Origin of the sequence: Mesorhizobium sp. WSM4884, from assembly GCF_029625675.1 — a bacterium.
Classification (GTDB): domain Bacteria; phylum Pseudomonadota; class Alphaproteobacteria; order Rhizobiales; family Rhizobiaceae; genus Mesorhizobium.
Window position 1 is genome coordinate 356,454 of record NZ_JARTVO010000004.1, and the last position, 25,687, is coordinate 382,140.

Genomic DNA, 25,687 nt, shown 5'->3' on the forward strand with positions numbered 1-25,687 from the left:
GCGCCTAAGTTGGCGCAGCGCTTCTTGCTTTTTTGTGATTCCGTCGAACACCTCCTCTTTGCAGACAATTCGCTCCTTCAGCCAGTTTCCGTGCCCGCGGGTAGGAAATTGCAGCGAAATCTCTTATGTGAGCGCGGATGCCTCATGGCTGGGGCCGAAAGCACTGAAAATGCAGGAAAAGAGCAGCAACTACAAAAAGGTGCGCCTCGCCATAGCACCAATGATGGACTGGACGGACCGGCATTGCCGCTTCTTCCACCGTCAGCTGACGCGCCGGGCGCTGCTTTACACCGAGATGGTGGTGGCGGACGCGATCATCCATGGCGCGCGGGAGCGTTTGCTTGGATTCGACGATATCGAGCATCCGGTTGCGCTGCAGCTTGGCGGTTCCAATCCGCAAAGGCTCGCCGAAGCCGCCGTGATCGGTGAGGCCTTCGGCTATGACGAAATCAACCTCAATGTCGGCTGCCCGTCCGACCGCGTCCAGTCGGGCACATTCGGCGCCTGCCTGATGAAGACGCCGGTGCTTGTGGCGGAATGCGTCGCGGCGATGAAGGTAGCCGTAAAGATCCCCGTCACCGTCAAATGCCGCATCGGTGTCGACGACCAGGATCCCGAAACCGCGCTCGACGCGCTGGCCGACGGCGTGTTGGCGGCCGGCGCCGATGCCCTCTGGGTGCATGCCCGCAAGGCGTGGCTGGAGGGGCTTAGCCCCAAGGAGAATCGCGACATCCCGCCGCTCGACTATCCGCGCGTCTATCGGCTGAAAGCGAGAAAGCCGAACGAATTCATCGGCATCAATGGCGGCATTCAATCGCTCGACGAGGCTTCGGAACATCTCGGCCATGTCGACGGCACCATGCTCGGCCGCGCGGCCTATCATACGCCGGGCGTTCTCACCGGGATCGATACCGCATTTTACGGCGAGCCGCCGACCGCCTTCGACTATGCGGCGCTGGTCGACGCCATGGCGGCCTATGCTGCGCGTCACATCGAGAAGGGCGGGCGGCTCGGTCATGTCACGCGCCACATGGTCGGGCTGTTCCACGGCCTTCCGGGCGCGCGCCGCTACAGGCAGATTTTGTCCACCGATGCCACTAAGCCAGGCGCGGGGCCGGAAGTTCTCAAGACCGCATTCGCGGCCATTGATTTCGCGACGGCCGAAGCCGAGGCCGCCTGAGGCTTTTGTCGAGCAGCTTATTTTTACGCAATTCCGAACGGAAAACCGCTACACACTTTTCCTGGAATTGCATCAGTCCCGCAGGATCATGCGGTCGCCGCGCACATCGAAACCCGACAGCGAACTGATGAAATTCATGCCGAGCAGGCTTTGCTCGAGCATGCCGGGCGCTGCGACCATGACCGGCATATCCTTGCGCACGATGCCGCCGATCGCTACCTCGTCGGTCCTGACGGTGGCGGCGCGCGCCATGCCGTTGGCGGTCGAAACGTCCACGGTGTAGCTGAGCGCCGCCGGGTTGAAGCCGGCCGCCTGGGCGTCGGCGGCCGTGAGCACCGTGCTGGTCGCGCCGGTATCGACAACCGTCCGCACCGGCGCGCCATTGACCAGGATTCGCGCTTCGAAATGGCCGTTGTCGGCCTTGTCGAGCGTCACGGTGGCGCGGCCGTTGTCCAAGCCGAGCGCCAGCGGACTTCCCGGAACGAGGCCGGCCGTGACGCGGCTGGCAACGTCCTGCAGCTCGTAGCGGTACTGGTAGCCGGCGATCAGCGCCAGCACGATTGCCGCCCAGACGCCGAGATTGCGCGCCATGTCACCGAGCGGTCGGCCCGAGCGGACGAGACTGGCGCCGATCACCGCCACCAGGACTCCCACCCAGATAAGCCGGCTGAAATCGCGGTTCGCGATACCGAAGGTGCTGCCGGCGGAATCGTTCATCATCAGCAGGATCAGGCCCGCGCCGATTACCAGCATGACGATCCAGAACAGGCGATTCATGGCCGGCCCTTTCTCACGGCATGCCGCGCTCGCGCGCCATGCGGGCGCGTCGCGTCTCGCGGCGTGGCCGACGCTCCACCGTCTCGAGTCTGCCCGGGAGATCGGCCATAACCGCCCGCCGATCCTCAGGCGTCATCGCGATCCAACCGGCGATTTCATCGCGCGTGCGGCCGCAACCGAAACAGAAGCCGGTTTTCATGTCGATCGAGCAGACGAGTATGCACGGAGACTCGATGGCGGTCATGCTGTTCTCTTGGCTTCACTCCACATGGTGCAACCGCAAAGCCAATGCAAGCCCTCCGCAATGCGCCGCCAGGCAACGCTTTCGCGGCATTGCCGGAGGTTGTGCCCGGCCGCGAACGCGGCTATGCCGCTGCCTTCTCCAGCAAGAACCGCATCCGGAATGACCGCAAAGCCTTTCGATGACTTCCGCACTCTCCTGACGACGCTGACGCTGGCGGACACAGCCGCCGAAACCCGCGTCCGCACGCTGTTTGCCAAGGTCGACAAGCCGAAGGCCTCGCTTGGCCGGATCGAGGACATCGCGGCCTGGCTCGCCGCCTGGAGCGGGCGTGCGCCGCCGACGGTGAACCGGCCGCTCGTGGCGATCTTCGCCGGCAACCACGGCGCCGTCCGCCATGCCATCTCGCCGCGGCCGGTTTCTGCGACCGCCAATGCCGTTGAACTCTGCGCCGCCGGAGGCGCGGCGATCAACCAGGTCTGCATCGCCAACGATCTCGGCCTGAAGGTCTTCGACCTGGCGCTGGACATTCCGACAGGAGACGTCACCGAGGAAGCGGCGCTCGACGAGCGCGGCTGCGCCGCTACCATGGCCTTCGGCATGGAAGCGGTCGCCGGCGGCGCCGACCTTCTATGCCTGGGCGATCTCGGCGTCGGCAATTCGACCATTGCGGCGTCGCTATGCGCGGCCCTGTTCGGCGGCAAGGGCGCCGGCTGGATCGGGCCGGGATCGGGCGCGGATGCAGCAATGATGGCGCGCAAGGCCGAAGTGGTCGATCGGGCGCTGGCTTTTCATGGCACCGGCCTCGGCGATCCGCTCGAAGCATTGCGACGGGTCGGCGGCCGCGAGTTCGCGGCGATGTGCGGCGCCATTCTCGCCGCCCGCATGCAGAAGATTCCGGTGCTGCTCGACGGCTTCGTCGCGACGGCTGCCGCCGCGGTCCTGCACAGGGTCAATTCCTCAGCGATCGACCATTGCCTGCTCGCCAGCCTGTCGCCGGAGCCCGGTCATGCCAAGGTCGCCGAAAGACTCGGTCTGCGGCCCTTGCTCGATCTCGGTATCAGTCACGAAGAAGGGGTAGGGGCTGGGCTTGCCGCCGGTCTCGTCAAGGCGGCGGCGCTCGCCAGTTCCGGCATGGCGGCGGCGGTTCGGCTCTAGAATACTTGCCCGGACTAGCGCCGCCGCGCGGCGACGGCCTTGGTCGGCAGCGCCGGCAATTCCTCCATCACCCGGCTCAGCGGGAAGATGGCGATGGCCTCGGTGCCTTCGCGCAGCTTGGAGTGAAGCTCGAACTCGCCGTCATGCATATCGAGCAGGCCCTGCACGATCGGCAGGCCGAGACCGGTTCCCTGCTCGGCGCTCTTGATGGCGATCGTGCCCTGGCCGAAGGCCGAAAGCACCACGGGGATTTCCTCTTCCGGTATGCCGGGACCGTTGTCCTTGACCGAGATGTACTGACCGCCGCCCGCGGTCCAGCCGACACGGACGCGGACTTCGCCACCCGACGGGGTGAACTTGATAGCATTGGACAACAGGTTGAGTGCGATCTGCCGGATTGCCCGCTCGTCGCCGAACAGGCGCGGCAGTGTGGTCTCGAACTCCTGGATGATGCGGATGTCCTTGTTGCGGGCCCTGAGCTCCATCATGTGGCAGCAGTCCTCGACGATCGTCACCAGCACCACCGGCTCCTCGTTGAGCTGGTAGCGGCCGGCCTCGATGCGCGACAGGTCGAGGATCTCGTTAATCAGGTCGAGCAGATGCTGCCCGGAATCATGCACGTCACGCGCGTAATCGCGATACGTCGGGTTGTTCATCGGCCCGAGCACTTCATTGGCCATCACTTCAGAGAAGCCGAGGATGGCGTTGAGGGGCGTCCTCAGCTCATGGCTCATCGAAGCGAGAAAGCGCGACTTCGCCAGATTGGCGTCCTCGGCGCGCCGCCTGGCCTCGTCGGACATCGACTTCGCCGTCTCGACCTCGGCGATCAGCGCGTCCTTTTCGGAACGAAAGGAGAGCACCATCCACGAAGCCTGGTTGAGATGGCGCGCGACGTAGCCGAAAAAGGGCAGGGCGGCGACCAGAAGCGCCGCCATGATCCCTTCGATCGGCGTCCAAACACGTGCGACGGCATAGGCATAGACCGCGACCGGAACGGCGAAGGTCGCGAGCAGGGCGCCGCCCAGCGACGATGCCATGACCGCAGTCGTCGCCATGGCGACCAGAAGCACCATGGCCTTGACGACATGGAACTGGTCGACCTGGCATGTGTCGCAGCCCAGCCAGGCGAACCAGGCCCAGCCGAGGCCGCATAGCGCATGGCCGATCAGGAAATCGCGGCGCGTCCGCACCGGGTCGAGCTCGGCCGCCTCCGTGCGCTCGACGCGCCGCGCCATGAAAGCGACGATCGTGTAGCAGAGAAGGGTGAAAAGAGCCCAGATGGCGACCTGGTTGCCCAAGCCGGCAAAGCGGCCGACTGCCGCCACGGTGAGCACGAGCAGCGGTATGGCGATCGCGCTGACCGCCATGGCGCGCGCATGCAGCTTCAGCAGCTCGCGGTCGAAGTCGAGGCTGCCGGCCTGCTGCGAGAGACGATCACGCGTCCTGCGCACCGCGCGCGCCACATCGCTGTTGCGATGCGGTTTCCTGCGGTCCACAATGAATTTGTCCGCTGTGTCCGAGCGTAGCAAAGGCATGCCAAGTTCAATTTCTGCGCGCAGCGATTTTCAGTTCGTTAAGCTACGTTCGAATGATTAAGAGACTGTTTGCCATATGAGCCGTTCCTGGTCGCGAAGACCGCGCCGGCGATATGCGCCAGCCCCGCCGCGAACCTTGTGGCGCAGGCTGCTGGACTACGCGCTGACCGCGCTTCTGCTCGGTCTCTTCATCCTGGTGGCGGCGCGGCTCGACCGCTTCGAAACGCGCAAGGAACAGGGCATGGCGATCGTCAATGACGGCGATTCGATCACGCTCGGTACCGAGCGCATCCGCATGCGCGGCATCGACGCTCCGGAGTACACCCAGTCGTGCCGCAAGGACGGCTCAGACTATCCCTGCGGCAAGCTTGCGCGGCAGTCGCTGGTGCGGCTGATCGCCAGCAGGCCGGTTTCCTGCAGCGGCTGGCAGCGCGACCGCTACGGCAGGCTGCTCGGCGACTGCAAGGCAGGCGACACAGACCTCAACCGTGCTCAAGTGCAGGCTGGATGGGCCGTCGCCTTCGGCGACTTCGAAACCGAGGAGACTGTTGCGCGAGCCGCCAAGGCCGGCATCTGGGCCGGCTCCTTCGAAGAGCCGCAGGACTGGCGCGACGGCCATCACGATCAGCCGGTCGAGAGGAAGCACGGCATGTTGGTTTCGCTTGGCGATGCGCTGCGCGAGCTTGTTCGCTTCCGGTGATGCTCTGTTTGGTATCATGTCCGTCTCCCCAAAAACGCTGAGCACTTTTGGGCGACATGGGCGACATGCATTGAAGCGCGCCCTATGATCGGGGCGAAAGATCGGAGAATGGAATGAAGCTGTTCGATGGCGGTCGCGCGCCGAACCCCAGGCGGGTTCGGGTTTTCCTGGCGGAAAAGGGACTGACGGTTCCGCTGGTGCCAGTCGATATGGGCGCGTTGGAACATCGCGAGCAGCCCGTGGCGTCGCGCAATCCACTGCGGCGGCTGCCGGTGCTGGAACTCGATGACGGCACCATCATCACCGAATCGATAGCCATCTGCCGCTACTTCGAAGAGTTGCATCCCGAGCCTGCTCTGTTCGGCGAAGGCGCGCTCGGCAAGGCCATGGTCGAGATGTGGCAAAGACGCATGGAGCTCAATCTCATGAGCTGCGTTGCCGCGGCGTTCCGGCACATCCACCCGGCGATGAAGGAGTGGGAGGTGCCGCAGATCCCGGAGTGGGGCGAGGCAAACAAGCCCAAGGCCATCGAGTTCCTGCATCTCCTCGACCGCGAGCTGGTGAGCAGGGAATTCGCCGCAGGCGACACCTATTCGGTCGCCGACATCACGGGGCTGATCGCCATCGATTTCATGAAGCCGGCCCGCATCAAGGTGCCTGAAGAGTGCACGAACGTGCTGCGCTGGCACGCGGCGCTCGCCAGCCGGCCAAGCGCCGCTGCCTGAGGCCGGGTTTGGACGAACTCTCCGATACGAGCGAAGAGCTGGAATGCCTCACCGCCAAGGTGCGGGCCTGCCGCATCTGCGTCGAGCAGCCGCGCGGCCGACCCTTGCCGCACGAGCCGCGGCCAGTGCTCAGGCCGTCGTCCAGCGCACGCATCCTGCTCGCCAGCCAGGCGCCGGGCACCAAGGTTCACATCTCAGGCATGCCGTTCACCGATGCTTCCGGGGATCGCCTCAGAAGTTGGCTCGGCGTCAGCAGCGAAGAATTTTACGACACGAGAAAATTCGCCATCGTGCCGATGGGCTTTTGCTTTCCGGGGCAGGACGCCAAGGGCGCGGATCTTCCGCCGCGCCGCGAATGCGCGCCGGCCTGGCGCGCGCCGCTCATGGCGTTGATGCCGCAAATCAATCTGGTGCTGACGATCGGCGGCTACGCGCAATCCTGGCACATGGGCATGGCGCGTGGGTCGTCGCTGACGGAAACGGTCAAAAACTGGCGTGCCATCTGGGATGCGGCGGCCGGCCCGAGGGTGCTGCCGTTGCCGCATCCATCCTGGCGGAACACCGGCTGGCTGAAGAAGAATCCCTGGTTTGAAATGGATTTGCTGCCTTTCCTGCGGTCGGAAATCCGCTATCGCATCGGCTAGGCATTCGGCAAGATATCACTCGCTTTTGCCGCCATCGGCAGAATTTCTTTCTTGTGAAAGGCCCTGATAAAAGGGATTATAGCGAAACTATTCCCCTGGAGTTCTCCCGATGGACCGCCTTGACCGAAAAATTCTCCGCCTCCTGCAGGAGGACGCGACACTTGCGGTCGCCGATGTCGCCAAGAAAGTCGGCCTGTCGACCACACCTTGCTGGCGGCGCATCCAGAAGCTCGAGGAAGAGGGCGTCATCAAGCGGCGTGTCGCCATTCTCGACCACGAGAAGGTCAATGTGCGCGTCACCGTCTTCGTGTCGATCCGCACCAATTCGCACAGCCATGAATGGCTGCGGCGCTTCTCCGAGGTCATCCAGGAATTTCCGGAAGTGGTCGAGTTCTACCGCATGAGCGGCGACGTCGATTATCTGCTGCGCGTGGTGGTGCCCGACATTGCCGCCTACGACGCCTTCTACAAGCGGCTAATCGCCAAGATCGAGATCCGCGACGTGTCGTCGTCCTTCGCCATGGAGCAGATCAAGTACACGACGGAAATTCCGCTCGACTACATGATCCTGGACAAGGAATCGGGTGCGAACGCGGCGTAAGCGCTGCCCGAAACGATAGAACTTAGTTCTTCTTTTTGTTGAGGAAATTCCACGGCGAGTTGACCGGCAGCGTGACGGCGTCCGGCACGTTCTCGACGCCGGCCACTTCGGCCTTGCGCACCGTGTAGCCGGACTGGACGATCAGGACGCCATCCAGGATGAAGAGCTGGCTCTTCTCCAAACCGGGCTTCAGCACGCCGGTCACGGAGACCGGCTGGTAGGCCTCCGCCAGCTTGTAGGGATGCGCAGGTGTCACCAGCACGATCTGGTTCGGCGGCGGCGTCGGCATGTGGCTGCAGGCGCCGGTCCAAGGCACCAGCAGGAACTGGTAGACGAGGTCGCCATCGCGATCGACCGGCAATGCATAGCCGGCCAATTGAATGGTTTTGTCCTGCAAATCGAGCGACAGCGTCTCGCCATGATCGGGCAGTTTCGCCGCGATCATCGGCAGGTTGGCGTCCGCGGCGACTGCCTGCGTCGCCGGGCGCAGATCCTTCCAGAAGATGTGCGCGGTTTCTGCCGAGGCCTGACTAACGGCAAGACCAAGTGCCGCTGCGATGATTGTGCCTGCTTTGAGAGGGTTTTTCATTGGCTCCATTGTGGCCGGTTCGCGATTGCGAGCGAGTAAATCTGCCGTGATCTCTGCAGCATTTTTGGGCTGCATGGAATTGATGGGCGCCGCAGAAACGCTCCGGCGGAAAGTCGCAATGGAAGAAACACCGGGAAATCGTCGCCGAGGGCTTGCCTGGTCGCGGGAGTGGCGCTGAAAATAACCGACAAACAATGGCGGCGAACGCGTCGCGCCGGGGGCAAGAAACCGGAGAATGTTCATGCCGACCAGCCACGATCTCAGCGGGCTGATGAAGTTTCTAGCGCGGGACGAATGGCGTGAATGCTTCGAAGAAGTTTTCAACGAACATTTCGGCCCCATCCTCGAGGGCGAAGGGGAGTTTGAAGACCTCGCCGAAGTCCTCGGCGACCACTGGACGAATGCCCTCTGGGGTTGCGTTTTCGAGGATTTCCTGACGCAAGATTTCGAGGGCGAACCCAGCAACACCGTCGATGAATATCTGAGGCGCCGAGGTTGGAAGGAGAGGGCGCATTCAAAGGCCTATATGGTGGCGCTGCGCACCTCCGTCATGAGTTTGTATGAGGTGAGCGACGTCGTTCCGGGCACGTCCTTTATGGCGCGCGACCTTATCCGCGGCGGCGAGCCGATCGCGGTCAGCGAGGGTACCGCCACCAAGACTTTGATGCAGTGGGACAGGCTTGCCGCGCGGATCGTACCTGTCATGGGTAAGAACGTCATGGCCGGGGGTGTGTTGCCCTTTACCCCGCAAGCCACCGAAACATTGTTCGACGGGCTGCGGGGCCTGTTCGGCAAAAGAAATGCGAAAAAGCTACCGGCCATCAAAGATGACGAGCTGCAGGCTGCCGCATTCATGTTCACGCTCTCATGGTTGTTCGACACTCTTGGAAGGATGGCGGGGCCTCGGCTACAAAACACCGATGGTGACGAAATCGTATTCCACAACGCCCGCTTTCCGCTTGCAGCGGGGGTGAAACAGGAGGACATCGCAGCCCGATTGAACGATATTCCAGCCTTGTCGCAGGCGGACGCGAAATTCTGGAACTGGCTGGAAGAGACGCCGAAAGGCAGGGACAAATCAAAAGCAGCGACAGGTCCTGCCATAGATACCACGATGGACAACGGTCCGCTTGTGCTGGGTAATGTCGAGTTGAAGGGCCGTTTCCTACATCTTTCGGCCAATTCCGCAGCTCGGGCGGCAAGAGGGACTGGTTTGATCCAGCAGGCTCTCGGCGATCTTATCAGGACACCCCTAACAGAAATCCGCACTGTCGAGCAGATGAAAGCCGAACAGCCACGTAAAGGTGCCAAAACATCGCCATCGGACATCCGGCGGGAAGTCGCCGAGCAGAGCATCCACGAACACTTGGATCGGCACTACCTGGAAACGCTCGATCAGCCGGTCAAAATGTTGGGGAACCAGACGCCGCGTCAGGCTGCCAAAACCGCAGCCGGTCGCCAAAAAGTCGCCGATTGGCTGAAATATCTCGAAAACCAGACTGCCAAGCAGCCCGATCCGACGCATCCGATGACAACCTACAGCTTCGGGTGGATGTGGAAAGAGCTCGGGGTTCATGACCTGCGGCGATAGCAACCGGCATTTCCTTGCGCGGTAGCAAATGGCATCAAGGGCATCCAATCACCTGTTAGGCATAAGCCGCATCACATGCCGGCGAGCGCCCGCAGTGCCAACCTCTTTGAAGCCGCGGGCCGCGAACATGTCGCGGAAACCCATGAAGCGATAGCTCGGGGCAGCCTCGTCGACAGGATAGGCTTCGACCACGCGCGCGCCTTTGGCAAAGGCGTGCTTGATGGCTGCGTCCAGCAAGGCCGAAGCCAAGCCGCCACCGCGCAAAACGCTTGGGACATAGAAGCAGACGATCGACCAGACGCCTGTCTCGCCGTCGTCCTGCCGCTTGGAAAGCTTGCGGTAAGTCTCGCGCGGCGCGACCGAGCACCAACCGACCATCTTGCCGTCGATCTCGGCGACGAGGCCGACCGGCGTGCCTGCCTCGATCAGCGCCATCATCATGCGCTTCTTCTCGTCGTTCTCAATGTGCTCGCGGCTGGAATGGCGCCAAGCCATGCACCAGCAATATTTCGGCGCGCCAGGCTGCTCGAACAAGGTTTCGAAACGGCCGCGCGTTTCCCGCGTCACCTCGATGAAGCGGATGGAGGCGAGGTCAAGTTCTTCGGGCGGCGAGCCGTTCGAGCTGTTTGGCATCCGTCAATTCCTTGACAGCGTCCTTGCCGATCCAGCGCGCCGTCTTGTCGGACGATGCCGCCAGTTTCTCGGCCAACGCAAGGGCAGGGGCATGCAGCGCCATCGACCGCTTGCCGATCTGCCGCAGCGCCCAGTTGACCGCCTTGCGAACGAAGTTGCGCGGGTCACCCGCATGCTTCTCGACCAGCGGCAGATAGGCAAGGAAGGTCGCGTCCGGCTCCTTTTTCAGATGCACCGTGCCCCAGGCCAGCATGGCAAAGGCGGTGCGGCGGACGAACTCGCGTTCATCCTGGGCGAATTCCTCGATCAGCTCGCGCCAGAACGGTGTTTCGGCAAACAGGTCGGCGACAGTGTCGACGATCTCCCAGCTGTCGAAGTCGGCGGCCCAGCGCCGGCACTGGCCGATGTCGAGCTTCTTCGGCTCGCCTGTGAAGGCGGCCATCAGCCGCGCCTCGCGGATGCCGGTGTGCCAGAGAAGCAGCGACCGTTCGTGGTTCTTCTTCAGCTTGCGCGCCAGCGGCCGCAAATCGGAATTGCCGATGCCAAGTGCGGTCGCGGTGTTGATGCCGAACCGCGCCATGCCGGCCAGGTTTTTCTTCGTGCCGATCGAGCGCAAATGGGCGACGATGTCGTCGGCGCTCCAGCTCGAATCGGGCAGGGCCATCGTCGCCTATTTTTCCAGACGAGCCAGCAGCGAGGACGTGTCCCAGCGCCGGCCACCCATGTCCTGAACGTCCTTGTAGAACTGGTCGATCAGCGCCGTCACCGGCAGCTTGGCGCCGTTGCGGTTGGCCTCGGCCAGGCAGATGCCGAGATCCTTGCGCATCCAGTCGACGGCAAAGCCGAAATCATATTTCCCGGCGTTCATCGTCTTGTGGCGGTTTTCCATCTGCCAGGAGCCGGCAGCGCCCTTGGAGATCACCTCGATGACCTTCTCGATATCGAGACCGGCCCTCTTGCCGAAATGGATGCCTTCGGCCAATCCCTGGACGAGGCCGGCAATGGCGATCTGGTTGATCATCTTGGTGAGCTGACCGGCGCCCGCCGGTCCCATCAGCCCGACCATGCGGGCAAAGGCGTCGATGACCGGTTTTGCCTTGTCGAAGGCCGACCGCTCGCCGCCGACCATCACCGTCAGCACGCCGTTCTCGGCGCCGGCCTGACCGCCCGACACCGGCGCGTCGAGGAAGGAAAAGCCGGCCTTTTCAGCGGCCTCGGCAAGTTCACGCGCTACTTCGGCCGAGGCAGTTGTGTTGTCGATGAAAACGGAGCCCTTCTTCATCGCGGCGAAGGCGCCCCTGGCGCCCGTCGTCACCGAGCGCAGGTCGTCGTCATTGCCGACGCAGGAGAAGACGAAGTCCTTGCCCGCGGCCGCTTCGGCCGGCGTCAGCGCCAGCTTGCCGCCATGCTGGGAGACCCACTGCTCGGCTTTCGCCGTGGTGCGGTTATAGACGGTGACGTCGTGGCCGCCTTTGTTCCTGAGGTGCCCGGCCATCGGATAGCCCATGACGCCAAGACCGAGAAATGCAACCGATGCCATAAGCCTGCCTTCCAACAGAGATTCAGTGGCGGAAGGTCTAGGCCATGCGAAAAATTCGTCAAGACACGCGGAGCCGCATCGACTGGTGCAGGCGAGCCAGAGCGGTTCAGCTCAGAGAGCCGTTCTAATATTGCCTTTACGCAATTCCGGATGGAAAACCGCTACGCACTTTTCCTGGAATTGCTCGGGCGCTCTATCGTTTGAGGTGAATGGTGATCCGGCGCTCGATCCATTCGACGCCGTGGCGCAGGATCTCGACCAGCACCAGATAGACGATCGCCACCCAGATATAGGCCTGGATGTCGAAGGATTTTGCGTAGGCGAGCTTCGCATTCCCCATCAGGTCGTAGACGGTGATGATGGCGACGATGGCCGAAGCCTTGATCATCAGAATGAGCTCGTTGCCGTAAGGCCGCAACGCCACGATGATCGCCTGCGGCATGATGACCTTGCGCAGCGTTAGCAGCTTGTGCAGGCCGAGCGATGCGGCGCCTTCCCACTGGCCCCTGGGCACGCTTTCGATGGCGCCGCGCAGGATTTCGGCCTGGTAGGCGGCGGTGTTGAGCGAGAAGGCAAAGACGCCGCAGTAGAAGGCTTCGCGGAAAAACCACCACAGCCCGACCGTTTCGAGCTCAGGCCGGAAGGACCCGACGCCGTAGTAGACCAGATAGGTTTGCACCAGCAGCGGCGTGCCGCGGAAGAAATAGACGTAGCAATAGGCGAGACCGGACAAGATCCTGTTTTTCGACATGCGTCCGTAGGCGACGGGCAGCGACAGGATCGCGCCAGTCACCATCGAAATGGTCACCAGCGACAGGGTGGTTCCCAGCCCCTGCAGATAAGCCGGCGCGTATCTGGCGAAGAACTCCGCATTCCAGGCGTGGACGAGATAGGCCACGATGCCGAAGCCGAAGAGGATCCACACGCCGACCAGCGCGTAGCCAACGATGCGGGCGCGCGGCCAGCCGCGCGCCTGTGGCGGCGGTCTATCGACGGCGATAGCCTGGCTGACGCTCATCGCGCCTCCCTCCGCCCGAGCGAACGCAGAATATAGCCGGTCGCGATAGACGACAGGATGGCGAGCACCAGGAAGACCAGCGCCGCGACGCTGTAGAAGAGGAAGGAATGCTTGGTGACGCGGGCCGCGACGCCGGCATTGCGCAAGGTTTCGGCGAGGTTGACGACCGACACCAGCGAGGTGTCCTTGAGCAGGCTGAGCCAGCAATTCTCGAGGCCCGGGAAAGCGATGCGCAGCAGTTGCGGCAGGATCACCAGGCGCATCGTCTGCCATTTCGAAAGGCCAATGGCGTAGCCGCCCTCATACTGGCCCTTGGGAATGGCGCGAAAGGCGGAAAGAAAGACCTCGCTCGCGTAGGACGAGAAGATCAGCGACAGCACGATCATGCCGGCAATGAAGCTGTTCACGTCGACTGCCGCCTCGGGTTCGAACAGGCGCACGACATATTGCAGCAGCAGGGGCATGCCGAAGAAGAACAGGAATAGCGTCACCAGTTCGGGCAGGCCGCGAAAGACCGTCGTGTAGATGTTGGCCGCGAGCCGCAGTGACGGTTCCTGGGACTGTTTGGCGAAGGCGACGAAAAAACCGATCACCAGGCCGATCGGGAGCGTGGCGAGCGCCAGCGCAATCGTGACCAGCACGCCGGAGGCGATGTCGTCACTCCAGCCATCGGGGCCCCAACTGAGAAGTGTCCAAATGCTTTGGGCCGGCATTGGCGGGGCGTGTCTCCGTGGCGATCCCGGAATGAAGGGAGGGCGGTGAGGTCTTCCTCACCGCCCCGAGCGCAATGATCAGGACTCGGCGCCGTAGACGTCGAACTTGAAGTACTTGTCGTTGATTTCCTTGTACTTTCCGTTCTTGCGGATGGTGTCGATCGCGGAATTCAGCTTGTTGACCAGATCGGTTTCGCCCTTGCGCACGGCAATGCCGGCGCCGGGTCCGAAAATCTCGACCGGCTGCGGCGAGGGCTGGCCGAGGATCTTGCAGCAGGCGCCGTCGGGCGAATCCAGCCACTGCTGCAGCACGACGATATCGTCCTCGATGGCGTCGAGGCGACCGTTGGCAAGATCGGCTTGCTCCTCGGGGCTGCTCGGATAGCCCTTGATCGTGCTGTCCGTGTAGGTCTTCGAGGCATAGTTGAAATGCGTGGTCGTGGTAGCGACGCCGATCGACTTGCCGGCGAGGTCCGCTTTGGTCACGCCCTTGAGCGGCGAATCCTTCGGCACGGCGATCGCCGAGGGCGTGTTGTAGTATTTGTGCGTGAAGTCGACCTTTTCCTGGCGCTCGGGCGTGATCGACATCGAGGCTACGATGGCGTCGAATTTGCCGGCCTGGAGCGCCGGAATGATGCCGTCCCAGTCCTGCGCGACGAAGGTGCACTTCACCTTCATTTCGTCGCAGAGAGCCTTGGCGATATCGATGTCGAAGCCGACCAGTTGGCCGTCCGAGGTCAGATTGTTGAAGGGCGGGTACGCGCCTTCGGTGCCGATCCTCAGGGTCTTTTCCTGAGCCTGGGCAACGCCAAGTGTCAGCAGCGCGGCCGAAGCGGCGAGCGCGATACGCAGTGCAATACGCATGATGATCCTCTCATATTGTCATGGCCGCTGTCCCATGCGGCTCTTGTGGGCGGTGCTTTCTTGACCGCCCGCCGGGCGAGATACTCCCACTCTTTCGAAGAAAAAAGCAACTGCAAATCAACAGCAAACGACAATCACCGCGTGCCGTTGCGTTACTCGCCTTTTGCGATGAGCCCGGTCGCGCGCTCGATAAAGTCGGCTATCGATTTCGTATCGTCGAGGTCGAAGACAGGCAGGTTTTCGCCTTCGACCGGAAAGTCGGCGGCGATGGCGACGATGTTTGGGTCGTTGATCGAAAGCGGCGTCCGGTCCTTGGCGTCGAGCCGTCTTGCCTCGATCTTCTTGTGCGCCTCGCGCTTGTAGCCTTCGACGAGCACGATGTCACAAGGCGCCAGCCGCGCCAGGATTTCGTCCAGCTTCGGCTCGTCCTCATCGCGCAGCTCGTGCATCAGCGCCCAGCGCCGGCCGGAGACGATCGCGACCTCCATGGCGCCGGCTTGGCGGTGGCGGAAGGAGTCCGTATCAGGCTTGTCGATGTCGAAGTCATGATGGGCGTGCTTCACCGTCGAGACGGTCCAGCCACGGCGCACCAGTTCGGCAACCAGCTTCTCGGTCAGTGTCGTCTTGCCGGAATTCTTCCAGCCGGTGATGCCGAATACGCGTCTCATGGCTGGAGGCTTTGCAACAGACTTTCGGCCTTCGCAAGATCGTCCGGGGTATTGATGTTGAAGAACGGGTCGATCCGCCGGCCTTCGGCCTCGATCATCGGAAACTCCACCTCGACAAAACCGTGCCGCTCCATGAAGGCGGAAACCCGGCGGTTGTCCTCGTCGACCAGGAAATGGCGCAAGGCATCAGCGAGGCCAAGCGGCCAGAGGGCGAAAGTCGGATGCCATCTGCCGTCGGAACTGGCGACAGCGATCGCGCCCGGCCGTTCGCCCGCGGCAGCGGCCAATCGATCGACGAGATCGCCGGGGAAGAACGGCGTGTCGCCTGCCGCACTCGCAAGCGACCGGCAGGCCGTGTTCGTCGCCGCCCATTCGAGGCCCGTGAGGATGCCGGCCAGCGGGCCGGCATAGCCCTGTACGGAATCTTCGAGCACCGGCAGGTCCGTACCCGCAAATCTTGCCGGGTCGCCATTGGCATTGAGCGCCAGCGTGCCGACTTGCGATCTAAGACGGGCGGCGACATGGTCGATTACCCTGGCTTTGCCCAACGAAAGCAGGGGCTTGTCGCCGCCGCCCATCCGGCGCGACTGGCCTCCCGCAAGGATGATGCCCGCGACGCTTCGGTCCATCTGGCCTATATGCCGTCCGGCGCCATGTCGGGTCCAGTGCTTTCGGCGGCAGGCTGCCGCCGGCCGACGACACGCTCGCGATAGAGCGCGTAGAGCCCGGAGCCGATGATGATAGCGGCGCCGACAATCATCGGCAGGTCGGGAATGTCGCCGAAGATGACGAGGCCGAGCAGGATCGACCACAGCAACGCGGTGTAGCGGAACGGCGCTATGAAGGAGATATCGCCTGAGCGCATCGCCATGATGATGAACTGGTAGCCGATGAGCACCAGCACTGCCGCTAGCGCCAGCAGCGCGGTTGCCTTGCCGCTCATCGGCGTCCAGCCGCCCATCGGCGACAGCAGCAACGCGCCGAGCACCGTCATGGCCAGCGCCGTTGCCGCCGACACCAGCATGGTCGGGATCGCCTGCGGGATGCGCTTGGTGGCGAGGTCGCGCACGGCGCAGCAGGCAACGCTCGTCAGTGCCAGCAGCGAATAGGCGCTAAAACCCTCGAAACCCGGCCGCACGATGATCAGCACACCGGCAAAGCCGACAGCGATTGCCAGCCAACGCCGCCAGCCGACGCCTTCGCCGAAGAAAAGCGCGGCTCCCATCGTCACCGCAAGCGGCAGCGCCTGCAGCACGGCCGAGACATTGGCGATCGGCAGGTGCGCCAAAGCAACGAGGAAGGAGACCGTGGCGCCGGCCTCGCCGGCGACGCGCACGGCCACCATCGGCTGCAGCATCGCGCCGGGATTGGCAAGTGCGCCGCGATGCCAGGCAAGCAGGCCGACAAAGAGCGAGGCGAAGGCGCCGCGCACGAGCATGACCTGCGCCATGTTCATCGATTCGGAGGAAAACTTGGTGATCGCGTCGTTGAGCGTGAAGCCGACCATGGCCACGACCATGAACAGCGCGCCGCGAAGATTGGGCGAAAGAGGCAAAGGCGTTTCCAATTGTTCTTTGGATCAAGCCTCTAGCAGCCAAGCGGGAAACAGCAACGTCAAAGAAATGGGCCACGGCATCGGTCGTGGCCCGGCTTGCAGGAAAACAGCGCCCTATTTCTTGGGCGTCAGCGTCTCGGTGCCGTTGCCGTCCTTGCCGGCGATGGTCCAGAGCCCGTGCAGCGAGCCGTCGTCCTCCACCTTGTAGACGACGAGGCCGATTTCCTTGCCCATCACGTAGCCCGCCGAAAAGGCATTGTCGTTGCGCATGCAGATGCCGTCCGAGGTCGAGCTGCCGGTTTCCCAATGGATGGTGCAGGTCGTCTCGCTGGTGAGCGTGATGGTTGCCTCACCGCCGTAAGACGAGCCGTCGAAATTGGTGCCGGAAACCGTGTAGGTACCGCCGATCGACTGGGCGGCGGCCGGCACCGAAGCAACGCCAAGCATTGCAAGTGTAAGGATCAATTTGCGCATGAGAATCCCCCTGGATGCGAAAATCGCGTCCGGAGGCTAGGCCGGAACGGACCGACGGTAAATCAGGCGTGGGGCGGCGCGGCGGGTTTATTTTCAGCGCGTCGCATATGCCTCAAGGGCCGCGCAGACTGGTCGCGATGGCGCCTGTCAGCGGATCGTATTTCGCCTTGAGCGATGAAGGATATTCGATCCAGACGCTGCGAATGACGCCGTCCTTTCCGAACAGGCGCCGTTCGTAAAAGACCTTGTCGCCCTTGATGCCGGAAAGCACCGCCCAGTTCTTGCCGGTCTTGTTGTAGGTGATCTCGTAGCCCGGCCCGGTGTTGGCCTTTTCGTCGGCGACGAAGCCCTTCGGCGTGTCGTTATCGATGTTGTAGATGCCGGAGCAGGTCAGGCTGGCGCCGTCGGGCGCGCTCCATTGCTGCCCGTCGCCATTCTCCGGCTCGGCTTCGGTTATGCTGAATATTTCGTCGGGAAAGGTGCAGGAGGTGCCAAAACGCGCATTGACGTAGGTGAATGGCTTGGCGACGGCAGCGGTCGTGACGATCGTCAGCAAGGACGACAGAGCGATCGCCAGAGGCGCGCGCCGGGTAAGGTGAAGACCTTTCATGGTGCCCCCAAGGTCAGTGACCGAGGGTGATCTTGCACCAAATCGGAGAAAAAATCAGCCGCCGGTGACGCTCATATGGCGTGACACCGATGGGCGGCTTGTGCGGCGGTCGATGACGAAATCGTGGCCCTTCGGCTTGCGCCCGATTGCCTCGTCTATGGCCTCGCCGACCAGCTCGTTGCTTTCGGAGGCGCGCAACGGCGCCCTCAGGTCGGCGGCATCCTCCTGGCCGAGGCACATGTAGAGCGTACCAGTGCAGGTCAGTCTCACGCGGTTGCAGCTCTCGCAGAAATTATGCGTCATCGGCGTGATGAAGCCGAGCCTGCCGCCGGTCTCGGCGACATGGACATAGCGGGCAGGGCCGCCGGTCTTGTAAGGGATGTCGGTCAGCGTGAACTGGCGCTCGAGCGCGGCGCGCAGCAGCGACAGGGGCAGGTACTGGTCGGTGCGATCGGCGTCGATCTCGCCCATCGGCATGGTCTCGATCACAGTCAAATCCATGCCGCGGCCGTGCGCCCAACGCAGCATCTCGGGGATTTCGGTGTCGTTGAAGTCGCGCAGCGCCACGGCGTTGAGCTTGACCTGAAGCCCTGCGGCCTGCGCGGCGTCGATGCCTTCCATGACCTTGGCGAGATTGCCCCAGCGGGTGATCTGGCGGAATTTGTCTGCGTCCAGCGTGTCGAGCGAGACGTTGATGCGCTTGACCCCACAATCGGCGAGCTCGGCGGCAAAGCGCGAAAGCTGCGAGCCGTTGGTGGTGAGCGTCAGCTCTTCAAGGGCGCCGCTCTCCAGATGGCGCGACAGCTGGCGAACCAGATGCATGATGTTCTTGCGCACCAGCGGTTCACCGCCGGTCAACCTGAGCTTCCTCACGCCCTTTTCGACGAAGACGCTGCAGAGCCGGTCGAGCTCCTCGAGCGAGAGCAGATCCTTCTTAGGCAGGAAGGTCATGTCCTCGGCCATGCAATAGGTGCAGCGGAAATCGCAGCGGTCGGTAACCGACACGCGCAGATAGCTGATCGTGCGACCGAAGGGGTCGATCATGTCCATTTGCAAGCGTTTCCCGTAGCCTGAGCGGCGTCGTAATATATCGCTATGTGATACGATCCGGTTCCGCATTCAAGATAGAAGGTCTTGATCTTTGGTAACATCTCCCGACCGACATTGCGTGTCGGCTGCCTTCTATGGCCTTTCCGCACCGCGCGAAGCGGCGTAGGGAATGGGGAAGCTAAAGCAGGACCAAGACATGACCGCGCCGAAGGAACTGAGGGTCTCGAAAGACCGCAAACTGCTCACCGTCACCTTTCCCGGACATCAGCCGTTCGAATTGCCGGCGGAGTTATTGCGCGTTGCCTCGCCCTCGGCGGAGGTGCAAGGCCATTCGCCCGAACAGCGGGTGACCGTGCCCGGCAAGCGCAACGTGGCGATCCTCAAGATCGAGCCGGTCGGCAATTACGCGGTGCGCATCACCTTCGACGATTTCCACGACACCGGCATATTCACCTGGAACTATCTTCATACGCTCGGGCATGAGAAGGACGAGCGCTGGGATGCCTATCTCGCCGAGCTTGCCGAGAAGGGGCTCAGCCGCGATCGCTAGCCTGGCAGGGTGGTGGACGTCGAATTTCGAGTGACCGGCTGTCGTCAAGGCGTCATTGAAGTGGAGTAGCGCCGGCAAAAGGTCAGGAGGCGAAAAAGATGGCGCTCATCACTTCGGTCGAACAGCTCGAGGCCCTTTACGGGCTGCCCGGCGAGGCTTCGATCGTCAAGGAGCTCGACCATGTGATTCCCGAATATGCCGCCTTCATCGAGGCCTCGCCCTTCGTAGCGCTGGCGACCAGCGGACCGGAAGGGCTGGACTGTTCGCCGCGCGGCGATCTCGCCGGCTTCGTGCGCCTCGTCGATAAGAAGACGCTGATTATGCCCGACAGGCGCGGCAACAACCGCGCCGATTCGCTGAAGAACATCATTCGCGACCCGCGCGTCGGGCTGCTGTTCCTAGTGCCAGGCTCCGGCACTACGCTGCGCGTCAACGGTCGCGCCCATGTCACCACCGACGCGGAGCTTTGCGCCTCCTTTACCGTCGACGGCAAGCCGGCCCGGTCGGTCACCGTCATTTCGGTCGACACCGTCTATTTTCAGTGTGCCCGCGCCATCGTGCGCTCGGAGCTCTGGAATCCGGCAAAGCATGTCGATCCGAAGTCGCTGCCGACGCCCGGGCAAATCCTCGAGATCACGAGCCGCAAGAACATCGACGGCGAAACCTACGACAGGGAGTGGCCTGAGCGGGCGAAAAAGACGATGTGGTAAGGAAATCGCCGTTCAGGCTTCCTTCAGCACCTCGGCGATCTTGCGCATCTGCTCGCCGATCATGTCGCACTGTTCCGGCGTCGACTGGCTCATAGCCTTCTCGATCAGCGCCATGTGCACTTTCAGCGCCTGCATCAGCAGAGCCTCGCCGGCCTCGGTGAGGTTCAGCCGCAGCACGCGCTTGTCCTTCTCGTCGCCCTCGCGGCGCAGCAGGCCGCGGGCTTCCAACTGCGGCAACAGCATGGTGATATTGGAGCGGCCGACCAAGAGCTTGCGGGCTAGGTCGTGCTGCGACATGCCGGGGTGGCGGTAGAGGTTCATCAGCACGTCGAGCTGCGCCGGCTTGAGATCGAGCGGGGCGAGTTTTACCGCCAGCGTGCGCTCCAGCACGTGGCAGGCGCGCGCCACCGCAACCCAGTTGCGAAAGCGCGGATTGTCCCAGGGCAGCTCTTGCTTAATGTTCATCTTTGAACTATTATGTTCATGCTTGAACGAATGGATGGACCGCCACTATGGCATCATTTGGGTTGAAGGTCATCCGGGGCGTCTTTGGTGCGGCCGAGCGTGTCGCCCCGCGTCTCAGCGGCCGCGCCGCGTTCGAATTGTTCTGTCGCACGCCAAACGTCAAATCCTTGAGCGATGGCGAGCGCCGCGCCGTCGAGCGCGCTGCCGGCTTCATGGCCGAGGCGCGCCATCACAGGCTGAAGACGAAGACGGACTGCGTTGCGGTGCACGAGTTCCGGCCGGAGCCGGGCAGACGTTCCTGCGGCACGGTGCTCGTCATCCATGGCTGGCGCTCGCGCACCGAATATATGCGCGCACTGATCGAAGGGTTTCGCGGCGCCGGCTACAAGGTCGTCTCGCTCGACCTGCCCGGGCATGGCCACTCGCTCGGCCGCCATCTCAACATGGTGAACGCGGTTGATGCGGCGCGAGTAGCCGGCGAATGGTTCGGCCCATTTGCGGCCGTGGTCGGCCATTCCTTCGGTGGTGCGATCGCTGCCAACGCGGTCGCGGCATCGGTCAAGGACGTGCCGCCGCTCTCGGCCTCAAAGCTCGTGCTGATCGCGGCTCCGAGTTCCTTGCCGGCGATCTTCGACGACTTTAGTCGGATGATGAATGTCGGGCCGCGCTCCCGGGTCGCCATGGCGGATCGGGTGAAGCATCTGTCGGGTCGGCCGCTCAGCGAATTCACCGGTGATCGCCAGCTTGCCGAGGCGCCGGTGCCGACGCTCGTCATCCATGCGCCGGACGACCGCGAAGTCCATGCCGATCACGCAAGGCGATATGCGGGAGCCGGCGATCATGTTCGCCTGCATTGGGCCGAAGGGCTTGGCCACCGCCGCATCCTTGCCGACAAGGATATCGTCGCGCGCGCCGTGGGCTTCGTGACGGAGCAGTGCGAGTCGACGCTGCACTAATCGGATCAGTCGGCTTTCTTCTTCTGACTAGGCTCGACCGGCAGGCCGGCGGCCTTCCAGGCGGTGTAGCCGCCAAGGATGTGCTTGACCGGCGTAAGGCCCATGTCCTGCGCCGTCTTGGTAGCCAGCGCCGAGCGCCAGCCGCCGGCGCAGAAGAAGACGAATGTCTTTCCCGAAGCGAAGAACGGCTTGTGATAGGGGCTTTCGGGGTCGATCCAGAATTCGAGCATGCCGCGCGTCACATGCTTGGCGCCGGGGATCTTGCCGTCACGCTCGACTTCGCGGGGGTCGCGCAGATCGACGAAGATCGTGCCGTCATCCTCCAGCAGCCCGGCGGCTTCCTCGGGCGACACGACCTCGATCTCGGCATTCGCCTCGTCGAGAAGTTCGCGATATCCCTTCTTCACTGCACATCCTCCAGGCTGTGGCTCGAGGCCGCCGGAATTTCGATCACAAAGACCGTGGTTTGTCACGTCTTGGCCGTGCCGCACAGGGCGGCCGTCGAATCCGCCGGTGATTCCTGCTTGACGACAGTCCACTCGAAACGTTGCCCGTACCTATGTGACTTTTTCGCCTATCGGCAACGCCACGCCTGATTGTCCCCGAGTGTCGGAACACTTGGAACGGCCTGCTCGTTTTAAGTCTCACAAGGATGTGAAACTGTTCTGCAACACGGCCGTGGAAATTTATGGAAGCTTAACGAAATCAGTATGAATCGGTATAGTCGCGCCTTACATCCGCCATGCGGAGGGCGGGACCGTCTAGCGGCGCGGAACGGGAAACCGGTTCAACCGGTGCGGGTGAAGTATGAAAATCCTCGGGAACAAAAAGGCAGTCATGCCGATCGCGATCGCGGCGGCACTCGCCTTCGGGCAGCAGCCGGCGAGCGCGCAGGGCCTGTTCGACATGCTGTTCGGCGGCGGCATTCGGCGTAGCCCCCAAGGAGAGTTTCCGCCGCCGCCGAAGCTGCGCAAGATGCTGCCCGGCGCCGGCGGCGGAGGCAGCGCCAGAATCAGCAGCCCGACCTACAACACCTACAGGGCCGACAAGCTCGTGCGCGTCGACTTCAAGTCGCTGCTGCCGGTTCCGCAACCGGCGACCGCGCAGGACGCAGCCTTTGTGCCGTCCGTGACCGGAAGCGTGTTTCGCGATGCGCTGGCGGGCCTGAGCGACTATGAACTCTTTGCCGAACCCGATATCGCCAAGGCGCTGATCGCCTATTACTCGGCCAATCCGGATTTCGTCTGGGTGACGGGGGATGCACCCAACAGCAGGGCGCAGGATGCCGTGCGGGTGCTTGGCGAGGCTGCGAGCTACGGCCTGACGCCTGCCGACTACTCCGTCGATGTTCCGGCGACCACGGCTTCCGCGACGCCCGAAGAGCGAACCAAGGAACTGGTCCGCTTCGAGATGGCCTTGTCGGCGCGCGTGCTGCGCTATGCCCATGACGCCCAGAGCGGCCGCGTCGACCCGAACCGCATGACCGGCTATTACGATTTCCCGGCCAAGCCGCTCGATCTCGAAGGCGTGCTGAAGACGCTGGCGCACACGCAGGAGGTGCGCACCTATCTCGAATCGCGGCACCCGCAGAACCCGGAATACCAGGCGCTGCGTGTCGAATTGGAGTCGCTCCAGGCCAGCGAGGAGAACGAGATCGTCGTCGATCCGGCGCTGCTGCTCAAGCCCGGCGAAAGCAGCCCGGAACTGCCCAAGCTTTTGACGCTGATTGCCCGCAATCTCGATGACGAGATGGGCGGCGACTATGGCGAGGTCCTTGCCAGGCTCGGCAAGAGCGAGATTTACGATCCCGAACTGGTGCCGGTGATCAAGGCGGTGCAGCAGCGGGCTGGCATGAAGGGCGACGGCGTCATCGGCCCGCGCACCGTCGCTTCGCTTGCCGGAACATCCAAGGCCGACAAGATCGGGAAGGTCAGGGTCGCGCTCGAAGAGTTGCGCTGGCTCCCCTCCGACCTCGGCAGTCCGCGTGTCTTCATCAACCAGCCTGCATTCACGGCGAGCTATATCGACAATGGCGAGGAAAAGCTGAAGACCCGCGTGGTCATCGGCAAGGTCACCAACCAGACCGCCTTCTTCTACAATCAGATCAAGCAGGTCGATTTCCACCCTTATTGGGGTGTGCCGCAGTCGATCATCGTCAACGAGATGCTACCGAGACTGCGCAGCGATCCGGGCTATCTCGATCGCGCCGGCTATGAGGTGACGGATTCCAGCGGCAGGCAAATTCCCTCGGCCGCGGTCGACTGGGGCGCTTACGGCGCCAAAATCCCGTACAGCGTGCGCCAGCAGCCGAGCGAGGCCAATGCGCTTGGCGAGTTGAAGATCCTCTTCCCCAACAAGCACGCCATCTACATGCATGATACGCCGCAGAAGTCGTTCTTCGAACGCGACGTGCGCGCGTTGAGCCACGGCTGCATCCGCCTGCAGGACCCACGCGGCATGGCGGCCGCGGTGCTCGGCACTTCCGTCGACGATATCGCCGAGAAGCTGAAGCACGGCCATTCGACGGAGAATGTCACGCGCGTCATCCCGGTCTACGTCGCCTATTTCACCGCCTGGCCGGACATGTCCGGCAAGGTCGAGTATTTCGACGACGTCTACGATCGCGATTCGAAACTGATGCAGGCGCTGGACGCGACCGAAGCCGTGCGCACGCCGTCAAGCTGAGCGATTGATGGGCGCTAAAAGCCGGCATCGCGCCCTGCGAAAGATGCGCCTGCCCGGCGTTGCGGCAGGGTCTTCAGGCGCCGCCGCATAGATGCTGCGAATCGGGCAGGGTCCATGTGCCCTTTCCGGCCAGATCGACGCCGTAATAGACCCTGCCGCGCAGATCGCCTTGCGGACAGTCGCGCGGGATCGAGATCAGACACATGACGACCGGATCGCCGACTTTGGAGCTCGCCAGTCCCGGCTCGCGGTCGTAGGACACCGCGGTTCCGCCATTCGTGAATGTCGCAGCGCTTCCGGCTTCCGGACCGGCGGTTGCAAGCGGATCGTCGCCCAGTCTTGTCGTCAGCGTCGCGATATGGGTGATGCCGCATCCGCCGATCGACGAGGGGAGGGGCTGATCGGCCGGCTTGGGCGCCCGCGCCGCCAGGTCGAGCGCCTTTTTGTCGATCAGGGCAATGTTGTACTCCTCAACCCAGGAAGGCACCGTGCCATAGGTCTGCAGCGCATTGTTCTGGGCGCTGACGATGCAGGCAGCCTCTGCCTTGCAGGCATTCCGGTCCGCGATCAGCTGTCTGGCGATCTTGCGCTTGTCGCCGCCGAAGGCGGGTTCGAAACTGCTGAACGCCTTGGTGACAAGCGCATCGATGGCCGACAATTGCGGGTCTGCGCATATCGCCTTCTCGGCGGGCAGCTCAGCCTTCCGGCAGTCGAAGGACGGCCCGTCTGCGCGCGCCGGCTCCGAGGTCGATAGGCTCAGGATCAACGTGCCCAGGACCGACGCCGGGGCGAGCCAGAAAACCACCCTGATCGAGAAACGCACATTCTCCTCCGCCGTGCGGCTTTCGAAGCATCAGTCTATGCAGGAAGCCGTCCGGATGGAATGGCTGACAGCAAGCACCACGCTTACTTCGGCTCGCCGGTCAGCGGATCATAGGTGATTTCGACCTTGGCCTTGTCGGTCGTGTAATAGGTTACGGTATAGCCGTCACTGCTCCAGTCGACCTCCTTCACATATTGGAAGTCGTTCCGCTTCTCGACCTTGGCGACGATTTCAGAGAGCTTCTTGGCATTTTGCGGCGGCAACGTCTGCTCGGCCGCGAAAGCCGACCCGCCGACAAGGAAAAACGCGATACCGCTTGCCAAAACAACAGTGCGCATGACTGCCCCTCAATCTCGTGTTGGCACAAGTGCGCTGGAAAACTCGGATCCCGGCCTGTTGGTTCCGCCACAGGGCAACAACGCCTTGCTCCACACTCGTTTCGCCGCAACCAGCGGCACCTTCATTCGCGAAAGCTGAAATAATCAAAGCCAAGAGATTCCAATATGTAAGGAAGGTTCCGCGACCTGGTTCCTCAGGTAATAAACGGCTAACCATGGATCGGACCGAAGACGCGTTCCATTAGCTGTTCGTGGTAGAGCTTTTGGCAAGAGCCTGTTAAAGTTCCCGACAGG

31 protein-coding genes are annotated in these 25,687 nt (G+C 62.8%); 11 read left to right on the plus strand and 20 right to left on the minus strand.

Features of this window, described 5'->3' with window-relative positions; genetic code table 11:
• The first annotated feature begins 169 nt into the window (after positions 1-169).
• Positions 170-1,180 carry a tRNA dihydrouridine(20/20a) synthase DusA gene (dusA, locus tag P9236_RS09135; protein ID WP_278074271.1) on the plus strand — a complete coding sequence of 337 codons (1,011 nt, stop codon included), beginning with the start codon at positions 170-172 and terminating at the stop codon, positions 1,178-1,180.
• 72 nt (positions 1,181-1,252) lie between these two features.
• Here the strand turns inward: dusA and P9236_RS09140 are convergent, their stop codons facing one another.
• Entirely contained in the window at positions 1,253-1,957 is a 705-nt protein-coding gene (locus tag P9236_RS09140; protein ID WP_278074272.1) for a TIGR02281 family clan AA aspartic protease, read from the minus strand.
• 13 nt (positions 1,958-1,970) lie between these two features.
• Positions 1,971-2,201, minus strand: a complete 231-nt coding sequence (locus P9236_RS09145) for a DUF1289 domain-containing protein (RefSeq protein ID WP_278074273.1) — start codon at positions 2,199-2,201, stop codon at positions 1,971-1,973.
• Positions 2,202-2,360: 159 nt separating this feature from the next.
• Between P9236_RS09145 and P9236_RS09150 the strand changes: the two genes are divergently transcribed.
• Complete coding sequence (locus tag P9236_RS09150) at positions 2,361-3,356, plus strand: nicotinate-nucleotide--dimethylbenzimidazole phosphoribosyltransferase (protein ID WP_278074274.1); 996 nt, start codon at positions 2,361-2,363, stop codon at positions 3,354-3,356.
• Positions 3,357-3,370: 14 nt separating this feature from the next.
• Here P9236_RS09150 and P9236_RS09155 read toward each other — a convergent pair whose 3' ends face one another.
• Positions 3,371-4,891, minus strand: coding sequence for a HAMP domain-containing sensor histidine kinase (locus P9236_RS09155; protein WP_278074275.1), 1,521 nt, complete (start codon positions 4,889-4,891; stop codon positions 3,371-3,373).
• Between the two features lie 76 nt (positions 4,892-4,967).
• Between P9236_RS09155 and P9236_RS09160 the strand changes: the two genes are divergently transcribed.
• The 4 genes from P9236_RS09160 (at position 4,968) to P9236_RS09175 (ending at position 7,561) form a co-directional block, all read left to right on the plus strand.
• Positions 4,968-5,591 carry a thermonuclease family protein gene (locus P9236_RS09160; protein ID WP_278074276.1) on the plus strand — a complete coding sequence of 208 codons (624 nt, stop codon included), beginning with the start codon at positions 4,968-4,970 and terminating at the stop codon, positions 5,589-5,591.
• A 113-nt stretch (positions 5,592-5,704) separates the two neighbouring features.
• Positions 5,705-6,316 (plus strand): glutathione S-transferase, encoded by a 612-nt coding sequence (locus P9236_RS09165; RefSeq protein WP_278074277.1) that lies wholly within the window; start codon positions 5,705-5,707, stop codon positions 6,314-6,316.
• Positions 6,256-6,960: a uracil-DNA glycosylase family protein gene (locus tag P9236_RS09170; RefSeq protein WP_278074279.1), complete on the plus strand. Its 705-nt coding sequence runs from the start codon at positions 6,256-6,258 to the stop codon at positions 6,958-6,960. Before P9236_RS09165 ends, P9236_RS09170 begins: the two co-directional genes overlap by 61 nt.
• Before the next feature lie 109 nt (positions 6,961-7,069).
• Positions 7,070-7,561, plus strand: coding sequence for an Lrp/AsnC family transcriptional regulator (locus tag P9236_RS09175; protein ID WP_066992738.1), 492 nt, complete (start codon positions 7,070-7,072; stop codon positions 7,559-7,561).
• Positions 7,562-7,583: 22 nt separating this feature from the next.
• Here the strand turns inward: P9236_RS09175 and P9236_RS09180 are convergent, their stop codons facing one another.
• On the minus strand, positions 7,584-8,393 hold the full coding sequence (locus P9236_RS09180) for a DUF3299 domain-containing protein (RefSeq protein ID WP_278074281.1): 810 nt from the start codon (positions 8,391-8,393) through the stop codon (positions 7,584-7,586).
• Between P9236_RS09180 and P9236_RS09185 the strand changes: the two genes are divergently transcribed.
• Complete coding sequence (locus P9236_RS09185; RefSeq protein ID WP_278074282.1) at positions 8,392-9,741, plus strand: hypothetical protein; 1,350 nt, start codon at positions 8,392-8,394, stop codon at positions 9,739-9,741. The two genes, P9236_RS09180 and P9236_RS09185, sit on opposite strands and share 2 nt — an antisense overlap.
• A gap of 48 nt (positions 9,742-9,789) precedes the next feature.
• On the opposite strand, the gene P9236_RS09190 is transcribed toward P9236_RS09185, so the two are convergent.
• The 12 genes from P9236_RS09190 to moaA form a co-directional block, all read right to left on the minus strand.
• On the minus strand, positions 9,790-10,374 hold the full coding sequence (locus P9236_RS09190) for a GNAT family N-acetyltransferase (RefSeq protein WP_278074283.1): 585 nt from the start codon (positions 10,372-10,374) through the stop codon (positions 9,790-9,792).
• Positions 10,334-11,038 (minus strand): DNA alkylation repair protein, encoded by a 705-nt coding sequence (locus P9236_RS09195; RefSeq protein ID WP_278074284.1) that lies wholly within the window; start codon positions 11,036-11,038, stop codon positions 10,334-10,336. Before P9236_RS09195 ends, P9236_RS09190 begins: the two co-directional genes overlap by 41 nt.
• A 6-nt stretch (positions 11,039-11,044) precedes the next feature.
• Positions 11,045-11,914, minus strand: a complete 870-nt coding sequence (locus tag P9236_RS09200) for an NAD(P)-dependent oxidoreductase (RefSeq protein ID WP_278074285.1) — start codon at positions 11,912-11,914, stop codon at positions 11,045-11,047.
• Between the two features lie 193 nt (positions 11,915-12,107).
• Positions 12,108-12,932, minus strand: coding sequence for an ABC transporter permease (locus P9236_RS09205; protein ID WP_278074287.1), 825 nt, complete (start codon positions 12,930-12,932; stop codon positions 12,108-12,110).
• On the minus strand, positions 12,929-13,645 hold the full coding sequence (locus P9236_RS09210; protein ID WP_278074288.1) for an ABC transporter permease: 717 nt from the start codon (positions 13,643-13,645) through the stop codon (positions 12,929-12,931). Before P9236_RS09210 ends, P9236_RS09205 begins: the two co-directional genes overlap by 4 nt.
• A 78-nt stretch (positions 13,646-13,723) precedes the next feature.
• Positions 13,724-14,509 (minus strand): ABC transporter substrate-binding protein, encoded by a 786-nt coding sequence (locus P9236_RS09215; protein ID WP_278074290.1) that lies wholly within the window; start codon positions 14,507-14,509, stop codon positions 13,724-13,726.
• A gap of 152 nt (positions 14,510-14,661) precedes the next feature.
• Positions 14,662-15,177, minus strand: a complete 516-nt coding sequence (mobB, locus tag P9236_RS09220) for a molybdopterin-guanine dinucleotide biosynthesis protein B (protein WP_278074292.1) — start codon at positions 15,175-15,177, stop codon at positions 14,662-14,664.
• Positions 15,174-15,806: a molybdenum cofactor guanylyltransferase MobA gene (gene mobA, locus P9236_RS09225; RefSeq protein ID WP_278074294.1), complete on the minus strand. Its 633-nt coding sequence runs from the start codon at positions 15,804-15,806 to the stop codon at positions 15,174-15,176. Before mobA ends, mobB begins: the two co-directional genes overlap by 4 nt.
• 5 nt (positions 15,807-15,811) lie before the next feature.
• A complete protein-coding gene (locus P9236_RS09230; RefSeq protein ID WP_278074295.1) occupies positions 15,812-16,732 on the minus strand; it encodes a DMT family transporter in 921 nt (306 codons plus the stop codon).
• 114 nt (positions 16,733-16,846) lie between these two features.
• Positions 16,847-17,206 carry a hypothetical protein gene (locus P9236_RS09235; protein WP_278074296.1) on the minus strand — a complete coding sequence of 120 codons (360 nt, stop codon included), beginning with the start codon at positions 17,204-17,206 and terminating at the stop codon, positions 16,847-16,849.
• A 112-nt stretch (positions 17,207-17,318) separates the two neighbouring features.
• Positions 17,319-17,816 (minus strand): hypothetical protein, encoded by a 498-nt coding sequence (locus P9236_RS09240; protein WP_278074297.1) that lies wholly within the window; start codon positions 17,814-17,816, stop codon positions 17,319-17,321.
• A gap of 54 nt (positions 17,817-17,870) precedes the next feature.
• Positions 17,871-18,866, minus strand: a complete 996-nt coding sequence (gene moaA / locus P9236_RS09245; RefSeq protein ID WP_278074299.1) for a GTP 3',8-cyclase MoaA — start codon at positions 18,864-18,866, stop codon at positions 17,871-17,873.
• Positions 18,867-19,062: 196 nt separating this feature from the next.
• Here moaA and P9236_RS09250 point away from each other — a divergent pair, with 196 nt between their 5' ends.
• On the plus strand, positions 19,063-19,416 hold the full coding sequence (locus tag P9236_RS09250; protein ID WP_278074300.1) for a DUF971 domain-containing protein: 354 nt from the start codon (positions 19,063-19,065) through the stop codon (positions 19,414-19,416).
• A 98-nt stretch (positions 19,417-19,514) separates the two neighbouring features.
• On the plus strand, positions 19,515-20,126 hold the full coding sequence (locus tag P9236_RS09255; protein WP_278074301.1) for a pyridoxamine 5'-phosphate oxidase family protein: 612 nt from the start codon (positions 19,515-19,517) through the stop codon (positions 20,124-20,126).
• A 12-nt stretch (positions 20,127-20,138) separates the two neighbouring features.
• Here the strand turns inward: P9236_RS09255 and P9236_RS09260 are convergent, their stop codons facing one another.
• Positions 20,139-20,591: a MarR family transcriptional regulator gene (locus P9236_RS09260; protein WP_278074302.1), complete on the minus strand. Its 453-nt coding sequence runs from the start codon at positions 20,589-20,591 to the stop codon at positions 20,139-20,141.
• A gap of 47 nt (positions 20,592-20,638) precedes the next feature.
• On the opposite strand from P9236_RS09260, the gene P9236_RS09265 reads away from it, so the two are divergent.
• A complete protein-coding gene (locus P9236_RS09265; protein WP_278074303.1) occupies positions 20,639-21,547 on the plus strand; it encodes an alpha/beta hydrolase in 909 nt (302 codons plus the stop codon).
• Between the two features lie 5 nt (positions 21,548-21,552).
• Here the strand turns inward: P9236_RS09265 and P9236_RS09270 are convergent, their stop codons facing one another.
• Positions 21,553-21,954 carry a rhodanese-like domain-containing protein gene (locus P9236_RS09270; RefSeq protein WP_278074304.1) on the minus strand — a complete coding sequence of 134 codons (402 nt, stop codon included), beginning with the start codon at positions 21,952-21,954 and terminating at the stop codon, positions 21,553-21,555.
• Positions 21,955-22,354: 400 nt separating this feature from the next.
• On the opposite strand from P9236_RS09270, the gene P9236_RS09275 reads away from it, so the two are divergent.
• On the plus strand, positions 22,355-24,232 hold the full coding sequence (locus P9236_RS09275; RefSeq protein WP_278074305.1) for a murein L,D-transpeptidase: 1,878 nt from the start codon (positions 22,355-22,357) through the stop codon (positions 24,230-24,232).
• A 73-nt stretch (positions 24,233-24,305) separates the two neighbouring features.
• Here the strand turns inward: P9236_RS09275 and P9236_RS09280 are convergent, their stop codons facing one another.
• Entirely contained in the window at positions 24,306-25,055 is a 750-nt protein-coding gene (locus P9236_RS09280; RefSeq protein WP_278074306.1) for a lysozyme inhibitor LprI family protein, read from the minus strand.
• A gap of 83 nt (positions 25,056-25,138) precedes the next feature.
• Positions 25,139-25,393, minus strand: a complete 255-nt coding sequence (locus P9236_RS09285) for a PepSY domain-containing protein (RefSeq protein WP_278074307.1) — start codon at positions 25,391-25,393, stop codon at positions 25,139-25,141.
• Between the last annotated feature and the right edge of the window lie 294 nt (positions 25,394-25,687).

Coding starts and splice junctions, on each gene's coding strand:
- P9236_RS09250 (WP_278074300.1), top strand. CDS start 19,063: ATGACCGCGCCGAAGGAACTGAGGGTCTCGAAAGACCGCAAACTGCTC.
- P9236_RS09235 (WP_278074296.1), bottom strand. CDS start 17,206: ATGCGCAAATTGATCCTTACACTTGCAATGCTTGGCGTTGCTTCGGTG.
- P9236_RS09175 (WP_066992738.1), top strand. CDS start 7,070: ATGGACCGCCTTGACCGAAAAATTCTCCGCCTCCTGCAGGAGGACGCG.
- P9236_RS09205 (WP_278074287.1), bottom strand. CDS start 12,932: ATGAGCGTCAGCCAGGCTATCGCCGTCGATAGACCGCCGCCACAGGCG.
- P9236_RS09285 (WP_278074307.1), bottom strand. CDS start 25,393: ATGCGCACTGTTGTTTTGGCAAGCGGTATCGCGTTTTTCCTTGTCGGC.
- P9236_RS09165 (WP_278074277.1), top strand. CDS start 5,705: ATGAAGCTGTTCGATGGCGGTCGCGCGCCGAACCCCAGGCGGGTTCGG.
- P9236_RS09195 (WP_278074284.1), bottom strand. CDS start 11,038: ATGGCCCTGCCCGATTCGAGCTGGAGCGCCGACGACATCGTCGCCCAT.
- P9236_RS09160 (WP_278074276.1), top strand. CDS start 4,968: ATGAGCCGTTCCTGGTCGCGAAGACCGCGCCGGCGATATGCGCCAGCC.
- P9236_RS09240 (WP_278074297.1), bottom strand. CDS start 17,816: ATGAAAGGTCTTCACCTTACCCGGCGCGCGCCTCTGGCGATCGCTCTG.
- mobA (WP_278074294.1), bottom strand. CDS start 15,806: ATGGACCGAAGCGTCGCGGGCATCATCCTTGCGGGAGGCCAGTCGCGC.
- P9236_RS09260 (WP_278074302.1), bottom strand. CDS start 20,591: ATGAACATTAAGCAAGAGCTGCCCTGGGACAATCCGCGCTTTCGCAAC.
- P9236_RS09180 (WP_278074281.1), bottom strand. CDS start 8,393: ATGAACATTCTCCGGTTTCTTGCCCCCGGCGCGACGCGTTCGCCGCCA.
- P9236_RS09140 (WP_278074272.1), bottom strand. CDS start 1,957: ATGAATCGCCTGTTCTGGATCGTCATGCTGGTAATCGGCGCGGGCCTG.
- mobB (WP_278074292.1), bottom strand. CDS start 15,177: ATGAGACGCGTATTCGGCATCACCGGCTGGAAGAATTCCGGCAAGACG.
- P9236_RS09255 (WP_278074301.1), top strand. CDS start 19,515: ATGGCGCTCATCACTTCGGTCGAACAGCTCGAGGCCCTTTACGGGCTG.
- P9236_RS09190 (WP_278074283.1), bottom strand. CDS start 10,374: ATGCCAAACAGCTCGAACGGCTCGCCGCCCGAAGAACTTGACCTCGCC.
- P9236_RS09185 (WP_278074282.1), top strand. CDS start 8,392: ATGCCGACCAGCCACGATCTCAGCGGGCTGATGAAGTTTCTAGCGCGG.
- P9236_RS09275 (WP_278074305.1), top strand. CDS start 22,355: ATGAAAATCCTCGGGAACAAAAAGGCAGTCATGCCGATCGCGATCGCG.
- P9236_RS09155 (WP_278074275.1), bottom strand. CDS start 4,891: ATGCCTTTGCTACGCTCGGACACAGCGGACAAATTCATTGTGGACCGC.
- P9236_RS09215 (WP_278074290.1), bottom strand. CDS start 14,509: ATGCGTATTGCACTGCGTATCGCGCTCGCCGCTTCGGCCGCGCTGCTG.
- moaA (WP_278074299.1), bottom strand. CDS start 18,866: ATGGACATGATCGACCCCTTCGGTCGCACGATCAGCTATCTGCGCGTG.
- P9236_RS09145 (WP_278074273.1), bottom strand. CDS start 2,201: ATGACCGCCATCGAGTCTCCGTGCATACTCGTCTGCTCGATCGACATG.
- P9236_RS09200 (WP_278074285.1), bottom strand. CDS start 11,914: ATGGCATCGGTTGCATTTCTCGGTCTTGGCGTCATGGGCTATCCGATG.
- P9236_RS09210 (WP_278074288.1), bottom strand. CDS start 13,645: ATGCCGGCCCAAAGCATTTGGACACTTCTCAGTTGGGGCCCCGATGGC.
- P9236_RS09265 (WP_278074303.1), top strand. CDS start 20,639: ATGGCATCATTTGGGTTGAAGGTCATCCGGGGCGTCTTTGGTGCGGCC.
- dusA (WP_278074271.1), top strand. CDS start 170: ATGCAGGAAAAGAGCAGCAACTACAAAAAGGTGCGCCTCGCCATAGCA.
- P9236_RS09150 (WP_278074274.1), top strand. CDS start 2,361: ATGACCGCAAAGCCTTTCGATGACTTCCGCACTCTCCTGACGACGCTG.